The organism is Acinetobacter johnsonii CIP 64.6, assembly GCF_000368045.1.
Classification (GTDB): domain Bacteria; phylum Pseudomonadota; class Gammaproteobacteria; order Pseudomonadales; family Moraxellaceae; genus Acinetobacter; species Acinetobacter johnsonii.
The window spans coordinates 767,284-781,921 of record NZ_KB849235.1; the positions used below are offsets into that span (position 1 = coordinate 767,284).

9 protein-coding genes, 4 tRNA genes and 1 pseudogene are annotated in these 14,638 nt (G+C 41.7%); 5 read left to right on the forward strand and 9 right to left on the reverse strand.

Going from position 1 to position 14,638, the window contains the following annotated elements; translation table 11 throughout:
* Window positions 1-41: 41 nt before the first annotated feature.
* From F986_RS09600 to F986_RS09610, 3 genes are all read right to left on the reverse strand, one after another.
* Window positions 42-1,517, reverse strand: a complete 1,476-nt coding sequence (locus F986_RS09600) for an alanine/glycine:cation symporter family protein (protein ID WP_004694456.1) — start codon at window positions 1,515-1,517, stop codon at window positions 42-44.
* 74 nt (window positions 1,518-1,591) lie between these two features.
* Complete coding sequence (gene gltS, locus F986_RS09605; RefSeq protein WP_004694458.1) at window positions 1,592-2,833, reverse strand: sodium/glutamate symporter; 1,242 nt, start codon at window positions 2,831-2,833, stop codon at window positions 1,592-1,594.
* Window positions 2,834-3,338: 505 nt separating this feature from the next.
* On the reverse strand, window positions 3,339-4,613 hold the full coding sequence (locus F986_RS09610; protein ID WP_004694460.1) for a DcaP family trimeric outer membrane transporter: 1,275 nt from the start codon (window positions 4,611-4,613) through the stop codon (window positions 3,339-3,341).
* 456 nt (window positions 4,614-5,069) lie between these two features.
* On the opposite strand from F986_RS09610, the pseudogene F986_RS18775 reads away from it, so the two are divergent.
* A pseudogene (locus F986_RS18775) lies at window positions 5,070-5,654 on the forward strand (nitroreductase family protein); the annotation flags it as partial.
* Between the two features lie 35 nt (window positions 5,655-5,689).
* On the opposite strand, the gene F986_RS09615 reads toward F986_RS18775, so the two are convergent.
* Window positions 5,690-6,904: a multidrug effflux MFS transporter gene (locus tag F986_RS09615; protein WP_004694461.1), complete on the reverse strand. Its 1,215-nt coding sequence runs from the start codon at window positions 6,902-6,904 to the stop codon at window positions 5,690-5,692.
* A gap of 142 nt (window positions 6,905-7,046) precedes the next feature.
* Between F986_RS09615 and yccS the strand changes: the two genes are divergently transcribed.
* The 4 genes from yccS to F986_RS09635 all read left to right on the forward strand — a co-directional run bounded on the left by yccS (window position 7,047) and on the right by F986_RS09635 (window position 13,549).
* Window positions 7,047-9,221, forward strand: coding sequence for a YccS family putative transporter (yccS, locus tag F986_RS09620; RefSeq protein WP_026056445.1), 2,175 nt, complete (start codon window positions 7,047-7,049; stop codon window positions 9,219-9,221).
* Between the two features lie 85 nt (window positions 9,222-9,306).
* A complete protein-coding gene (locus F986_RS09625) occupies window positions 9,307-9,867 on the forward strand; it encodes a YcxB family protein (RefSeq protein WP_004694466.1) in 561 nt (186 codons plus the stop codon).
* A gap of 171 nt (window positions 9,868-10,038) precedes the next feature.
* Window positions 10,039-12,675 carry a PepSY domain-containing protein gene (locus F986_RS09630; protein WP_004694467.1) on the forward strand — a complete coding sequence of 879 codons (2,637 nt, stop codon included), beginning with the start codon at window positions 10,039-10,041 and terminating at the stop codon, window positions 12,673-12,675.
* A gap of 94 nt (window positions 12,676-12,769) precedes the next feature.
* Window positions 12,770-13,549: a YdcF family protein gene (locus F986_RS09635; protein WP_004694469.1), complete on the forward strand. Its 780-nt coding sequence runs from the start codon at window positions 12,770-12,772 to the stop codon at window positions 13,547-13,549.
* A gap of 17 nt (window positions 13,550-13,566) precedes the next feature.
* Here F986_RS09635 and F986_RS09640 read toward each other — a convergent pair whose 3' ends face one another.
* The 5 genes from F986_RS09640 to F986_RS09660 all read right to left on the reverse strand — a co-directional run bounded on the left by F986_RS09640 (window position 13,567) and on the right by F986_RS09660 (window position 14,620).
* The gene (locus F986_RS09640) at window positions 13,567-14,028 is read right to left on the reverse strand and encodes a DUF2750 domain-containing protein (RefSeq protein WP_004694470.1); all 462 of its coding nucleotides are present in this window, start codon (window positions 14,026-14,028) and stop codon (window positions 13,567-13,569) included.
* A gap of 85 nt (window positions 14,029-14,113) precedes the next feature.
* Window positions 14,114-14,189 (reverse strand) — tRNA-Val (locus tag F986_RS09645).
* Window positions 14,190-14,277: 88 nt separating this feature from the next.
* Window positions 14,278-14,354, reverse strand: a tRNA-Asp gene (locus F986_RS09650).
* A 50-nt stretch (window positions 14,355-14,404) separates the two neighbouring features.
* Window positions 14,405-14,480, reverse strand: a tRNA-Val gene (locus F986_RS09655).
* A gap of 63 nt (window positions 14,481-14,543) precedes the next feature.
* Window positions 14,544-14,620 (reverse strand) — tRNA-Asp (locus F986_RS09660).
* Window positions 14,621-14,638 lie beyond the last annotated feature (18 nt).

Here is a 14,638-nt window from a genome sequence, read left to right on the forward strand (position 1 = left end):
AAAGCCCCTATCAATGTAGAGGCTTTTTTATGGCTAAAAGATTACCAAATGTCTGATTTCACTTTGTCTTTAAATTTAGGATGGTTATCCAATTTAAACACAGGCTCTTTCACACCTTGTTTCAGCTGTGCCAAATAGTCTTTTAACAGCATCAATAAGAATGGTGTTAACAGCAAAATAGCAAACAAGTTAATAGTGGCCATGATACCCATGAACAAATCTGCAGTGTTCCAAATGAGAGGCACACTCATCACTGAGCCGAGATATACCATAATCAAAACAAAGATACGGAAGACGAACATCACCTTGGCATTGTTATTGATAAATTGCACATTACCTTCTGCATAGGCATAGTTACCAATGACCGATGAAAAGGCAAACATGAACAAAATCGTTGCAAGGAAGTCATCACCCCAAGAACCAATTTGGCTCTCTAAAGCCATTTGGGTGAGCGCTACGCCTTCAAAGCCCGCATCATGATAAAGTCCTGATGCCAAAATAATAATCGCTGTACATGAACACACCACAAAGGTATCCACAAATACACCGAGCATTTGTACCAAACCTTGGTTTACAGGGTGCTTCACATCCGATGCAGCTGCCGCATTCGGTGCTGAACCCATACCTGCTTCATTAGAGAATAAACCACGTTTAATCCCCATCATCATTGCCATAGAAACCATCGCACCGAAGAAACCACCAGCAGCAGCTTCAAACTCAAAAGCTTTAGAGAAAATGAGCTGGAAGATATCAGGTAAAATAGCGTAATTAATTACGGCGATATATAAAGCAACAGCCAAATACAACAAGGCCATCAATGGCACAAAACTTTCTGCCACTTTGGCAATACGTTTGATCCCACCAAAGATAATCATTGCGGTCAGTAAGACTAGACCTAGTCCAACCCAAGACACCACAATATGAATGCCACCGAGTTCAAATACTAGATTGGCTTTATCCCATCCCCATGCATGTGCTGTCGCACCTGTAATCGCATTGGCTTGTACTGCGTTAAACACAAAACCATAGGTTGAAATAAGCGCAACTGCAAAGACTATACCCAACCATTTTTGTTTCAGGCCTTGGGTAATATAGTAGGCAGGTCCACCACGGAACTGTTTATTTTCTTGGTCGCGCACCTTGAACAACTGTGCAAGAGATGACTCAACAAAAGCCGAACTCATGCCTAAAAATGCAGTGACCCACATCCAAAATACTGCTCCCGGTCCACCAATCGCAATTGCGATCGCAACACCCGCAACATTACCTACACCTACACGACTAGCAAGCCCAGTGACAAAAGCCTGAAAAGGTGTAATGCCATGATCATCATCACATTCCTTACGGCTTGATTTCATGACCTTGATGCTATGCAAAAATAAGCGAACCTGTACTGCACCCGTAATTAGGGTGTAAAACAAACCGACCGCAACAAGGAAAATCACCAAAAAGTCCCACAGAGGTCCATTCAGCGTATTCACCCACCCGAGTAATGTTTCATTTAATTGATCATTCATCTCGATGCCCTAATTATTGTGAGAGACCTGAAAGCAAAAAAGCCCTAGTTTCCTAGAGCAAATTGCATTTTCAATTAGTTAAAATATTGCAAAATAGACTGAATGACAGCCACGTTAATCAAGTCTACAAAGAATGCGCCGCATAAAGGCACAATCAAGAATGCCTTGTGCGAAGGACCATACATGTTGGTAATCGCCTGCATGTTTGCAACCGCAGTCGGTGTTGCACCCATACCAAATCCACAGTGACCCGCAGATAACACCGCAGCATCGTAGTTTTTACCCATCACACGGAATGTCACAAATGCAGCATACAAGCCCATCGTAATCATTTGTGCACCTAAAATCACCACAAGCGGACCAGCAAGGTCAGCCAATTGCCATAATTTCAATGAAAGCAAAGCCATCGCAAGGTACAACGACAGTGATGCATTACCAAATACATCAATCGCACGGTCAAAGATTTGAACTTTGAAAATACCTTCCAACACATTACGTAAAATCACACCACCTGCAAGCGCCCAAACAAAAGTCGGTAACTCAAGCATTGTGCCTTTCATATGACCGGTCATAAAGTCAGCAAAAGCCAAACAGCCTGCAAACAAACCTAATGTCGTAATCGCATTATCCGCAGTGATTAAACGCACACGATGTGGATATTCAAACGGTACATATTCTGTTGAATTAATATCAGTCAGTGGCGTGTTATCACTCTTTTCAATTTGTTCATTGGTACGTGGCGTTGCCAATTGATAGCGGTTAATAAGTAACTTCGCTAAAGGACCACCAATCAAACCACCAATAATCAAACCAAATGTCGCACTCGCCATACCGAGTGCAAGTGCACCTTGAATGCCATGCTTAACTTCTAAAATTTCACCCCAAGCACCCGCAGTACCATGACCACCAGTTAAGGTAATTGAACCTGCAATCAAACCAATAAGTGGGTCAATACCCAATAAAGTTGCAAGGCTAATGCCGACAAAGTTTTGCACCACAATAAATGAAGCGACAGCCATCAAGAAAATAATCAGACCGATCCCACCCTCACGCAATTTGGCAAAGTTTGCACTTAAGCCAATTGAGGCGAAGAAAATCAGCATAAAACTTGTTTGCAATTCGCTACTGGTCGTGATGCTATAGCCCCAAAGACTATGCACAACCAAGGAGATAATCGCTGCAACTAAACCGCCTGCGACAGGCTCAGGAATGTTGTAGCGTTTCAAGAAACCAATTTTATTTACCAAGAAGCGGCCAAGTAACAAAACAATGACAGCAGCAATCAAGGTATAAAAAGCGTTAAAAGTAAATTCCATGACAATTGTCCATAAAGCGGATGCTTAGATTTTGTTATCTGGCTAATAAGCCACCGAATCCATTGATACTTCAAGAGATATTTCGTAAATCTGAGACAAACTCAGTCTTGCGTATGGAAATTCAGGCAATGGGTAAATTGGTAACAAACTAAGCGATCTGATGCATAACATGTTCAGTTCTACACGATGAGTAAACTGAAATAACGTAATGCCCAATAATGTTTGGACACAGATACGGTTTTTTGAAAAAAATCACAAAACCGCCCCATATTGCTTTAAAAACAAGCAATAAATGCACAATATGGGCGAAAGACGGACATTATGCAGATTTTTTATAGATAATCTTTATTTTTTTACAATAATTTCCAACTATTTCACTTATTCTTTTCTGACTTAATACTTAAGTCTATATTCAAAATGTATTTAGTCTGTATAAATTTCCCGACTCAAACAAAACAGGAGCCTAAAGCTCCTGTTTTAAAACGACAACTATTTCATTACATGATTAGAAGCTGTATTTCGCCATTAAGCCAACACGGTTGTCTTTGTAGCTATCGCCAGCAAATGTATCACGTTTACCATTAATATATTCAACACCTAAGTCCAAAGGCTTAACTGGTGAATAGATGAAGTTAATCCATGCTTGATAAACTTCTTCGTTTGCTGTTTGGTTTAAAGTTGCATAATCTGTGCTGTCATCTGCAAATAGAGCACCATACGCTAAAGTCGAACGTAATTTTTCGTTGAATTTATACGTACCACCGACTTGTACACCAAACGCTTCATTTTGTGCGATCTTGCCATTTGAAGTATTAACCACATATGCAGAGTTGCTGCCATACAAGTAGTTACTGTTACCATCCACATAAGACACATCAGCACTTATTTTTAGTGGGTCCATTACTTGATAGTTTACACCAGCAGCTAAGCCCCAAGCTGTATCAGAGTCATCAGCCGATTTATAATTTTCAACTAAAGCACGAGCAGATACAGAGCCTTTGCCATCAGCAAAGCCTTGCGTCAATTTCGCAGTTAAGTTGGGTACGCTATATTTAATTGCAGCATCTGAACTACCACTATTGCTATTTCCTTCTTCCGCAGCAATGAATAGTTTGGTTGCAGGTGCTAAATTAAAGCCATAACGTACTTGTGGAATACGTGCTGCTGTACCGCCACCCACGTTGGTGGCGAAGTCAATCATTTCTGGTGCATGGTTAGACAGGAAGTTAGATGTGGTTTGACCAAATAACCAGTTGTTATAGGTTAAATATGCATGACGGATACGCAATGCTTCATTTGTCCCAGCAAAGTCCACTTCTACTTTACCACCCAGTTTGTTATCACCACCAACATTGGTATTGAAATCTAAACCTAAACGTGTCGTTTTTGCTGTCGCGCGCAATTTATCCTTAGTTTGACCATCTGAACTTGCAACTTTGTTAAAGTCGTCATCCGCACCTTCAATAATGTAGTTTGCATCGCCACGAACAAAACCGTACAGGTTAATATCTGCGCCAGACTTAGATTTGAACGAAGACAGTGGAGATTCAGCTTTTACAGGCGCTGGCTGTGCTTTCACTTGTTGAATCTGAACTGCTTGCTGTTGTTGAACTTGTTGCTGTTGTTGCATTAATGCTTTTAGCTCTGCAACTTCGGCACGTAACTGAGCGAGTTCTTGTTGTTCTTTGGTTGCAGCATGAGTTGTTGTCATCATCAGAGCAGCCACACTAAGTGCTAGGCTTTGAGCGATAAATGGCTTTTTATTGAGGGCTAAACGCATACACAAACTTCCTTTATTACATTGTTAATAGTGAATCAAAAATTCCATTTCAGTAAAATTTTTTGCACAAAAGACCACTCCGTTTTGGTCTTTTCATATGCAAAGTAATCTTATAAAGATGAAAAATCGCACATTTCGATGTTTTAAGATATGACCTTTTATTACTCTTGCCACTAAAGTCTAATGCCATCAATTTTGAACTATAATTGATGTTATTCGCGATTGGCTTTGAAGCATCAAATTACAATTTAGACAGACTTTTGCAATAATTAAGTAACAATTCTTCATATTTTCTTAAATATAGACTGAGTTTTATTTGATATCTATACTTTTTTCTTATAACTAAAGTCTTAGTCTAATCGATAACCACCTATGCTCAGTGATGGGTCAAAATTACGTCTTTGCACCAAAAAAGTCTAACTATTCAGACGATTATTGAGCATGGTTCATTGAACGCCCTCAGGCACCAATACACACCCACAGAAAAAGTACATGTGATCGCAGGGAAAAAGCCCAACGAAATACTTGAGCGGGTCTGTCATACTCTATTTAGACTGTCTGAACATCCTGTAAAAATATCGAATAACAAGAAAATTTTACACACCATCCTGAAAAATGGATTTCGGCTTTTATTGAGGGTGTATGGTTTGCTCAATATTCAAAAAGGTTAAAATCGAAAATGGCACAGCAGCAACTGCGGAATGATCATTTTTTGATGCACCTGCCGAACTATTCTTCACAGTCAATCCAGCCATGGGCATCAGCACGAAAATGGATATTGCCATGATGATGCAAAATGTCATGATTACAGCCAAAGTACGAGGCTTAGAGACTTGCCCACAAGCCGCATGAAATCATCTTCATGCTCTCGTGTTGAATATACTTGATGCTGCACAATTTGAAGAATTGGTCTGCGGCATGACGATGGGTTATGCGGATCCTGAGCAGATCGTCAATCGCTTTATAACACCACGCGTGCCAGTTGAAGATTTTGCAGTATTCTTAAACAATGAGTGCGATTTAATGCATTCATTTAAATAAAAAAAGACACTAAAATGAGTCTCTTTTTTATATAGTCACGACTTCAATTTATAGGCTTTTTCGTGCTCAAGCTTAAACACATAATACAAAGCCAAAGCCACAAAAATAGCCATCACAATGGCCATATTCAAAAGTGCTGACCAGAGTAGAAAATTAAGAATCACACCACAAAGTAGACCACAACCAAATTGCATGCTGCCCATAATCGCACTAGCCGTTCCTGCCCGTGCACCCTGCTCAGACATTGCAATCGCCATGGCATTTGGCCCTGTAAAGCCGATTGCTGCGACAGCGAGAAACATCCCTGCGCAAACGATATATAACGGTGCATGCGTCATGCTACCCGCTACCAACAGCAGCCCCACACCAGCCAACTGCAAAAAACTGCCTAATTTTAAGCGCTGAAAAACACTTAACTTTTGTGCCAAGCGCTTATTTAAGGTTGAGAACAGCATAATCCCAAGCGCATTGACACCAAAGGTATAGGCAAAAACTTGCTGACTTAAGCCGTAACCATCCATCAGAATGGCAGCAGAAGCACTGATATAGCAAAAGAGTACAGCCCCAGCAAAGCATCCAACAAACATCGGGCGTCTAAAGCTCGAATCTTGCAAAATCGCGCCATAAAGGTTTAAAACTTGATTAAAGTTAAGCTTTAAACGGCGCTTCGGGTCTAAAGTTTCTTCAAAGAAAAAATGTACGCAGCACAGGCTTCCCAAACCAACGACCATCAAAAAGGCGAAAATACTATGCCAACTACTGAAACTCAGTACCAGCGCACCTAAACTCGGTGCAATAATCGGCGCGATGGTGGTCACGATCATCATACTGGCAAATGCTTGGGCGGAGGCTTGCATATCTAAACGATCACGAATCGCAGCACGGGCAATCACCACACCTACACAACCGCCTAAGGCTTGTAAAACCCGAGCGGCAATAAGACTCCACTCACTGTTTGCAAACACACACAGGAAACTGGCAATAATGTAGAGACTCAGTCCAAAATACAGCGGTTTTTTCCGCCCAATTCGGTCACTTACTGGCCCATAAATCAGTTGTCCAATCGCCAAGCCTAAGAAGTACGCAGGTAAGCTGTTGGCCACCATTTGTGTGCTTACCCCGAAATCATCTGCCATTTGTGGCAAAGCAGGTAAATACATATCAATAGACAGTGGACCAAGCGCAGTCAGTGAGGCAAGTAAGAGAATCCAAGCGTTGGAATAGACCGCTTTTTCCTGTGTATTCGACATAGGATTAATTTATGTTTTTTGAAAGAGAGTTTGCAGACAAGTTTACACGCTCCATAGTATGATTTATACCAGAGCAGGTGAAATTTCACATATTCTCATATTTGAAAATTGTCCAACCCTAAGCGACAAACAAAGGTGCCCTTTGAAAGCATGGCTGACCAGTCTAAAACAGGCTACTTATAATACAACCTTCATGTATAACCTCCGCATGGTTATTACTTTTGCAGGGACGGCTTTTGTTCCATATTTTATGGGTTTTCAGCTGGCAACTATTCCGCTGACACTCGGCGCAGTTGCTGCGGGTTTAAGTGATATTGATGACCGCTTTTCTGTGCGAATCATGAATTTAATTTTTACCTATATTGGCTTTTTCATTACCGCAACGTCGATTTACTTTTTATTTCCACACCCAATTTTATTCGCACTGGGTCTAATCGTTTCGTGTATTGGTCTAATTTTACTGGGCTCACTGGGACGTCGTTATGCCACGATTTCCTATGGTTGCTTAGTGGTTTCGGTTTACTCCATGCTCGGTGTCGGACTTTTTGACAACTGGTATACACAACCGTCTCTGCTAGTGATTGGGGCAATTTGGTATAGTGTTATTTCAACCATTAGCTTTCTGCTCTTTCCCGTTCGTCAAGTACAAGACAATCTATCGAAGTGTTATTCCTCACTCGCCGATTTTCTGTTTGCCAAATCCAACCTCTTTGATGTCGATATGACAGCTAACAGCTATCAACAGAGCATGATTGAACTATCGTTGGAAAATGGTAAATTAATTGCAATTTTCAACGACATAAAAACCGCCCTACTCACCCGTTTAAAAGGTGACCGTGGACAACGAGATACACGTCGCAGTCTGCAATATTATTTTGTGGCACAAGATATTCATGAACGTGCAGATTCAGCACATATTGACTATCAAAAACTGGCGAAAATTTTTCAACACAGCGATATTTTATTCCGCTTTCAACGAATTTTATCCATTCAAGCCAAAGCCTGTAAGGACTTAAGCAGCAGCATTTTAAACCGTCAAACCTATACCCATAATAAGCGCTTTAAACATGCTTTTGAAAATCTCCGTTTATCACTAGAAAAGCTCAGAGACGAACAACAATATGACCAAATTTGGGTCAATGCTCTGTTTTCACTGTATCAAAACTTAAAGTCGATTGATGCACAGCTACGTAACTTAGAAACTGAACGCAATATTAAACTCGATAAAACCAAACATATCGAAAGCCAGCTCAAAGATGATGACCTGAAAGGCTGGGATGACATTAAGGTTCGGATTAAACAACATCTCACCCCAGAGTCGGTGTTATTTCGACACGCGATTCGTCTGTCTATCGTGCTATTGGTTGGATATATCTTTGTTCAAGTCACCAACATTGAATATGGGTACTGGATTCTACTTACAGCACTATTTGTCAGTCAGCCCAATTTCAACGCCACCAAACGTCGTTTACGTTTACGTATCGTAGGGACGTTGGTCGGAATCATTTTAGGGTATGCCGTATTGTACTTTGTACCTTCGATTGAAGGACAACTTCTCGTCTTGGTCATCAGCGGGGTACTTTTCTTTGAGCTGCGCAGTAAACAATACGCTCAAGCCACCGCTTTCATCACTATTTTGGCGCTGATTAACTTCAACTTAGATGGTATGGGATACGAAGCTGCCCTTCCGCGCATGATGGATACCTTAATTGGCTGTGGACTAGCATGGTTAGGCGTGAGTTTCATTTTCCCTGACTGGAAGTTCCGTCGCCTACCCCGCACAATTTATCGTTCGCTTTCCGCTCAATGTGATTATTTGGCTGAGGTGATTGAACAGTATAAGTCTGGACGCAACAATGGCCTGAATTATCGCGTGGTTCGTCGTGCGGCACACAATACTGATGCAGAAGTTGCTTCACTCATTTCCACTTTAGCCACCGAGCCCGACTTTGACCCAACGCAAAAGAGCTTGGCGTTTGAATTCTTGTGCCTCAATCATACCTTTATTAGCTATATTGCAGCGTTGGGTGCACATCGTGAAAAAATTGACGACCCAGAAATTTTAGAATTGATGGATCGCGCTTTTGACAATATCCAAGGTGCGCTCCTGCGGGATGAAATGCCTGATTTAACTGCGCAAAATATGCTACAGACCATTCGTCAGCGTTTAAGCCAAAATAATGAGGAAGATCAGAAAGCATTGATCATTTTACAACAGCTTTCGTTGATGTTTAGCATCTTGAATCAGTTTAGTCGTTTGAAGCAAAGTTTAAGCCACGAACGGGATCATGAGGCCACAGAACTGGCTTCATTATAATTTGGGTGATTTTGGAACAATATACTCACTGAAATGCTCTAAATGATGCTAAACTTTTTGCAGTTTTAAATCTGTTACTTTCACTATGACCGCGAAAAATTTATACGCTTATACTTTACAGCCTGTGACCTATGAAATCACTGAAGCTGAACAACGCGATGCTCAATTAAAAATTTGGCGTAGCACAAACAAAATTAGCATGAAAGCTTGGATCATCATGGCTGTCGTTACAGCCCTTTCGATTCTTGGCCTAATTTTACTCAAGAATTATTCAACCATCTTTTGTTGGGTCGCAATCGCCTGCGTCGTGGTTTACCTTTTAGTCCGTAAATTCGGTTTAGAATGGTATGTGAAGCGAAAAATGAATGAGTTTCCAGTTCAGGAAATTAAAGGCATTCGTTTAGGTGTACAACCTCACGGTCTGATTATGCGCCAGAAAATGGGAATGCAAGAAGGTGTCGGTGCAATCGGTTGGAAAGACATCTACGAATGGTACAACACACCTGAGTTTTTGTTGATTAAATTCAAAGTGAAAGGCCAAGAAGGTGCATACATTCTGCCAAAACGGATGGATAGCAAAAACTTCTCGTTTAATACGATTCGTAAACATTTAAAAGAAACAGTTGGTGAAGCGCAGCCACTTTAAGTCTTGCTTTCTCCTCTGTAAAAAACCTCCAACTTTTGGAGGTTTTTTTATATCCCAAACCCTCGAATACAAATGATAATGAGAATAAATATTAATTTCTAAATCCATATTATCTTCTCAATCTTCAGGTATAATTTCCGCACAACAAATCGCTCACCATTAAGTATCGCCATGTTTAAAAAAACATTTTTCCAAGTGCATTGGTTTTTGGGAATCACTGCGGGTCTTATCCTGTCGCTTATGGGCGTCACAGGGGCCATCTATTCTTATGAACAACAAATCTTAAAATGGATGAACCCAGACAGCTATACCGTTCAAGCAACACAAAACAATAAATTAACCCCTGCTGAGCTGTATCTACATTTCCAAAAACAAGATCCTGCCATCAAAATCAATAGTATTACGATTGCTCAAGAGTCAACCACTTCAAGTACGGTCAATATCGAGAAAGAAGGCGCACGTCGTGGTTATAACATGATGGTGAACCCGTATACTGCTGAAGTCCTACCCGAAGTTAAAGGCCGTGAGTTTTTTAACTTTATTCAACAGTTGCACCGTAATTTAACCGTCGGTCCTGTCGGTAAACAAATTACTGGCGCTTGTACCCTCATGCTTATTTTCTTTATATTGAGTGGCCTGTACTTACGTTGGCCCAAACGTCATTCCATCAAACAATGGTTTTTTATTAAACCTAAATTGAAAGGACGCAACTTCATTTGGGATTTGCATGCTGTTGTTGGTACTTGGGTGGTGATTTTTTATCTGATCTTGGCCTGTACAGGACTGTACTGGTCTTATGATTGGTGGCGCGATGGCATGTTTAAAGTCCTCGGCGTTGAACGCCCACAAGCCCAAATGCAAGAAGGACCCCGTCCAAATGCTGGTGCAGCTCAAGGCCCACGTGGCGAACAGGCTGGTGCTCGTGGTGGCGAATCACGTGAGCAAGGTCGTGGCGAACGTGGCCAAGGCGAACAACATGGTGAGCGTAAAGGCTTATCTCCAGAACAAGTACAAATTGCTTTAACCCAAACATGGACAGGATTTAACGCACAAGTTGGTCGAGACTATTCAACCCTGACCCTAAATATTCCGAAAAAGCCCGATGGTACACTTGAGCTTTCATTTGTAGATGCAATTCCACAGCATGAGCGGGCGCGAAATTCAGCGGTCTTCAACTATCAAACTTCGCAAATTGAAAAAATGGAGTTGTATGAGCAGAAGAAGCTGAATGAAAAAATCATGAGCAGTATGCTTCCTGTGCACCGTGGTAGCTTCTTTGGCCCAATTTATCAATTCTTTGCCATGTTTGCATCACTGATGATGCCACTGTTCTTTGTAACGGGTTGGATGCTGTATCTAAAACGCCGTAAGCAGAAGAAACTCACTCAGCTAGCCCGTGGTGGAGCGTTGAATGTTCCGGTCGATCCACATGCGAAACCATGGCTCATTGCTTATGCAACACAAACAGGTGTTTCTGAGCAAATCGCTTGGCGTACTGCAACCAGCTTACAAGAAGCAAGACAACCTGTAAGCGTTAAAGCTGTGCAACACTTAACGCAAGATGACTTAAAAGCTGCCGAACAAGTGCTTTTTGTCGCAAGTACCTATGGCACAGGTGAAGCACCGGACTTAGCCAACAGTTTTGAAAAGAAATTTTTAAATACAACTTTGGATTTGTCACACCTTCACTATGCCGTGTTGGCTTTAGGCTCTCAAGAATATCCTGACTCCTATTGTAGTTTTGGACATCGTATTGACCGTTGGTTAAAAGCCAATGGCGCACATGCTTTGTTTGAAACGATTGAAGTCAACAACGCAGATAACAATGATATTCAACGTTGGAACAGTGCTCTTGCCTCTGCAACCAAACTTGAGCTTCAAGCCATGAATATTGACAAAACCTTTGATCAATGGAATCTGGCACAACGTGAAGTACTCAATCCAAATAGTGTCGGAGCACATGCTTATAATATTGAGCTCAAAACCAACTTCGATGCAACATGGCAAGCGGGTGACATTGCTGAGGTTCAGCCAGGTAACAGCACCGCACGTATCCAAGCCTTTATGCAAAAGCATCACATTGCAGCACAGAGCATCGTTGAGTCTTTAGCCATTTCGATTGAGCAAGCGCTTTGGGATAAGAACCTCAACACAGAGATTGAGCCTTTTGCCAATTTGGAACATTTACTGGAACAATTGAGCCCTTTACCTACACGTGAATACTCGATTGCAAGTGTACCAACTCAACAAGTGTTACGTTTGGTCGTGCGCCAACAGCAAGATTCAGAAGGTGAACTGGGCTTAGGTTCTGGTTGGTTAACCCAACATGCCGAGCTTCAACAACCTATCGCATTACGTATTCGTACCAATGAATCATTCCATTTGATCAATGACAACCGTCCTATCATTTGTATTGGAAACGGCACAGGCATCGCGGGTTTAATGAGTCTACTCCATGCACGTACCCGCCTAGACTATACGCAAAACTGGTTGATCTTTGGTGAGCGTCAACATGAACATGATTTCTTCTATCAAAGTACGATTGAAGCGTGGCAAACCACAGGCATGCTACAACGCTTAGATTTAGCTTTCTCGCGAGATCAAGCAGAGAAAGTCTATGTACACCATAAACTACGTGAACAAGCCACTGAGCTTAAAACATGGGTTGAAAATGGTGCCGTAATTTATGTCTGCGGTAGCATTAATGGGATGGCTAGCGATGTCGATGCGGCGCTAATTGAAATCTTAGGTGAAGAAAAATTAGATCAACTCCGTCAAGAAGGTCGTTACCGTCGCGATGTTTACTAAACACTAAGTCTAAATGAAAAAACCGAGCCACAGCGCTCGGTTTTTTCATGCGTAAATTTGCTAGAATCATGCAAACGATAACCCACAAGCCTGTATGCAAAAATCAAAAAGAGTCATTAGTTTTATTATCGGGTCATTACTGTTCGCAGACGGCTTATATTTTGTTTTACAACTACGCTTTAATTTTGGCACCCTCTTGCCCTTATTGATTGGACTAGGCCTGATCATTTATGCACTCGCTTATCCTAAGCTTATCGCCTATATTCAAACCAATACAATCAGACAATCAATATGGCGTTGGGCTTGGGCGATTTTCTTTGTTTGGATTTTTAGCTTAGTCATTTTCTTCGTCTTTTTAGGGTTTTCAAATCAACAAAATACCCCTCATGTCGCTGCACCCGCTATTGTAGTGCTTGGGAGTGGTCTGAAGCATGGCAAACCGAGTCCAACATTGGCCAGCCGTTTAGATCAAGCGGCAAGCTATGCCAAGCTACATCCCAACAGCATTATGGTCGTCAGTGGCGGCCTATCCTTTCAGCAAAAAAATAGTGAAGCTGAAGCAATGCGACAATATCTGATTGATGTACACCATATCCCAGCACAGCGTATTTACACCGAAGATCAAAGCACCAGTACCGAGTTAAATCTGATCAATAGTAAAAAGATTTTAGCCAAGCAGCATATTTCCCTACAGCAACCGATTGCTATTGTGACCAGCGATTTTCATATCCCCCGTAGCCGTGCTATAGCCATACGTCAGGGTTATCAAACGCCTATCATGATCAGCGCTCAGACACCTCTTGCCACTCGCTATAATGCATGGTTACGTGAGTATTTTGCATATTGGAGTGGTTGGCTACTCAATGAATACTAAAATAAAATCCTCATGAATTAATGAAGACGGATTGTCCGTGGCGACGGTAATTGTAATTGTTTAAATAATTCAGGCTTCTGCATCGAAAATTGATATAAATAGTTTTTGATATCTAATAACAATTTTTCTGGTGCAACCAAGACATTTTGCCCTTCGGGGCTTAAGTTCATAGAGACCGTAGTTTTTTCTGAACGTAAGAATGGAATCACTTTTTCGACTAAATCGCTGAGACCAATACTCTGGATTTCGTAGCCCGCCCAATTATCTTTTACCAAAAGCTGCGCTAAACCTTTACTCTGCCACATCGCAAAAGAACGTTGTCCAGTCGGCGTAGCACATAAAGCCCAGCCATCTTGATATAAGGCTATAACATGACCTTGATGCACGATAGTTTCGATAAAAAGACGATAGATTTCAAGAGGATCGTAAGCAGTATTTTGATTTTTAGACGCAGCTTTGCGTTGATATGGGTTTCTCATAAATCTGTCGTATTTTAAAATTATTATTGCACAGAAGTGTATGAAAACAGCTTGAGATAAGCAAGGTTTTTACGATAAGGGAATATGGTGGGCGCTGACGGGATCGAACCGCCGACATTCTGCTTGTAAGGCAGACGCTCTACCAACTGAGCTAAGCGCCCTTGAGAAGTAAAAATAGCATTGCTATTTTTATGATGCAAGAAAGAAATCTTGCTTGATTCCATTTACTAGCACAAGGGATCTAGGAAATGGCGCAGCGGACGGGGCTCGAACCCGCGACCCCCGGCGTGACAGGCCGGTATTCTAACCAACTGAACTACCGCTGCAACGGTAATTGCGAATGCAATTAGGGTCATTAAGCTTTACAGCTTGAATATGGTGGGCGCTGACGGGATCGAACCGCCGACATTCTGCTTGTAAGGCAGACGCTCTACCAACTGAGCTAAGCGCCCTGATTTAAGATTGTCAGTCTTAGATTTCAAATTTAAGCTCAGGAACTTAAATTTATATTTAAATGGCGCAGCGGACGGGGCTCGAACCCGCGACCCCCGGCGTGACAGGCCGGTATTCTAACCAACTGAACTACCGCTGCGTCGTAAATATGGTGGGC

Bases quoted from the DNA above. Each gene is read 5' to 3' on its own strand.
- F986_RS09600 (WP_004694456.1), bottom strand. From the start codon at position 1,517: ATGAATGATCAATTAAATGAAACATTACTCGGGTGGGTGAATACGCTG.
- gltS (WP_004694458.1), bottom strand. From the start codon at position 2,833: ATGGAATTTACTTTTAACGCTTTTTATACCTTGATTGCTGCTGTCATT.
- F986_RS09610 (WP_004694460.1), bottom strand. From the start codon at position 4,613: ATGCGTTTAGCCCTCAATAAAAAGCCATTTATCGCTCAAAGCCTAGCA.
- F986_RS09615 (WP_004694461.1), bottom strand. From the start codon at position 6,904: ATGTCGAATACACAGGAAAAAGCGGTCTATTCCAACGCTTGGATTCTC.
- F986_RS09625 (WP_004694466.1), top strand. From the start codon at position 9,307: ATGACCGCGAAAAATTTATACGCTTATACTTTACAGCCTGTGACCTAT.
- F986_RS09630 (WP_004694467.1), top strand. From the start codon at position 10,039: ATGTTTAAAAAAACATTTTTCCAAGTGCATTGGTTTTTGGGAATCACT.
- F986_RS09635 (WP_004694469.1), top strand. From the start codon at position 12,770: ATGCAAAAATCAAAAAGAGTCATTAGTTTTATTATCGGGTCATTACTG.
- F986_RS09640 (WP_004694470.1), bottom strand. From the start codon at position 14,028: ATGAGAAACCCATATCAACGCAAAGCTGCGTCTAAAAATCAAAATACT.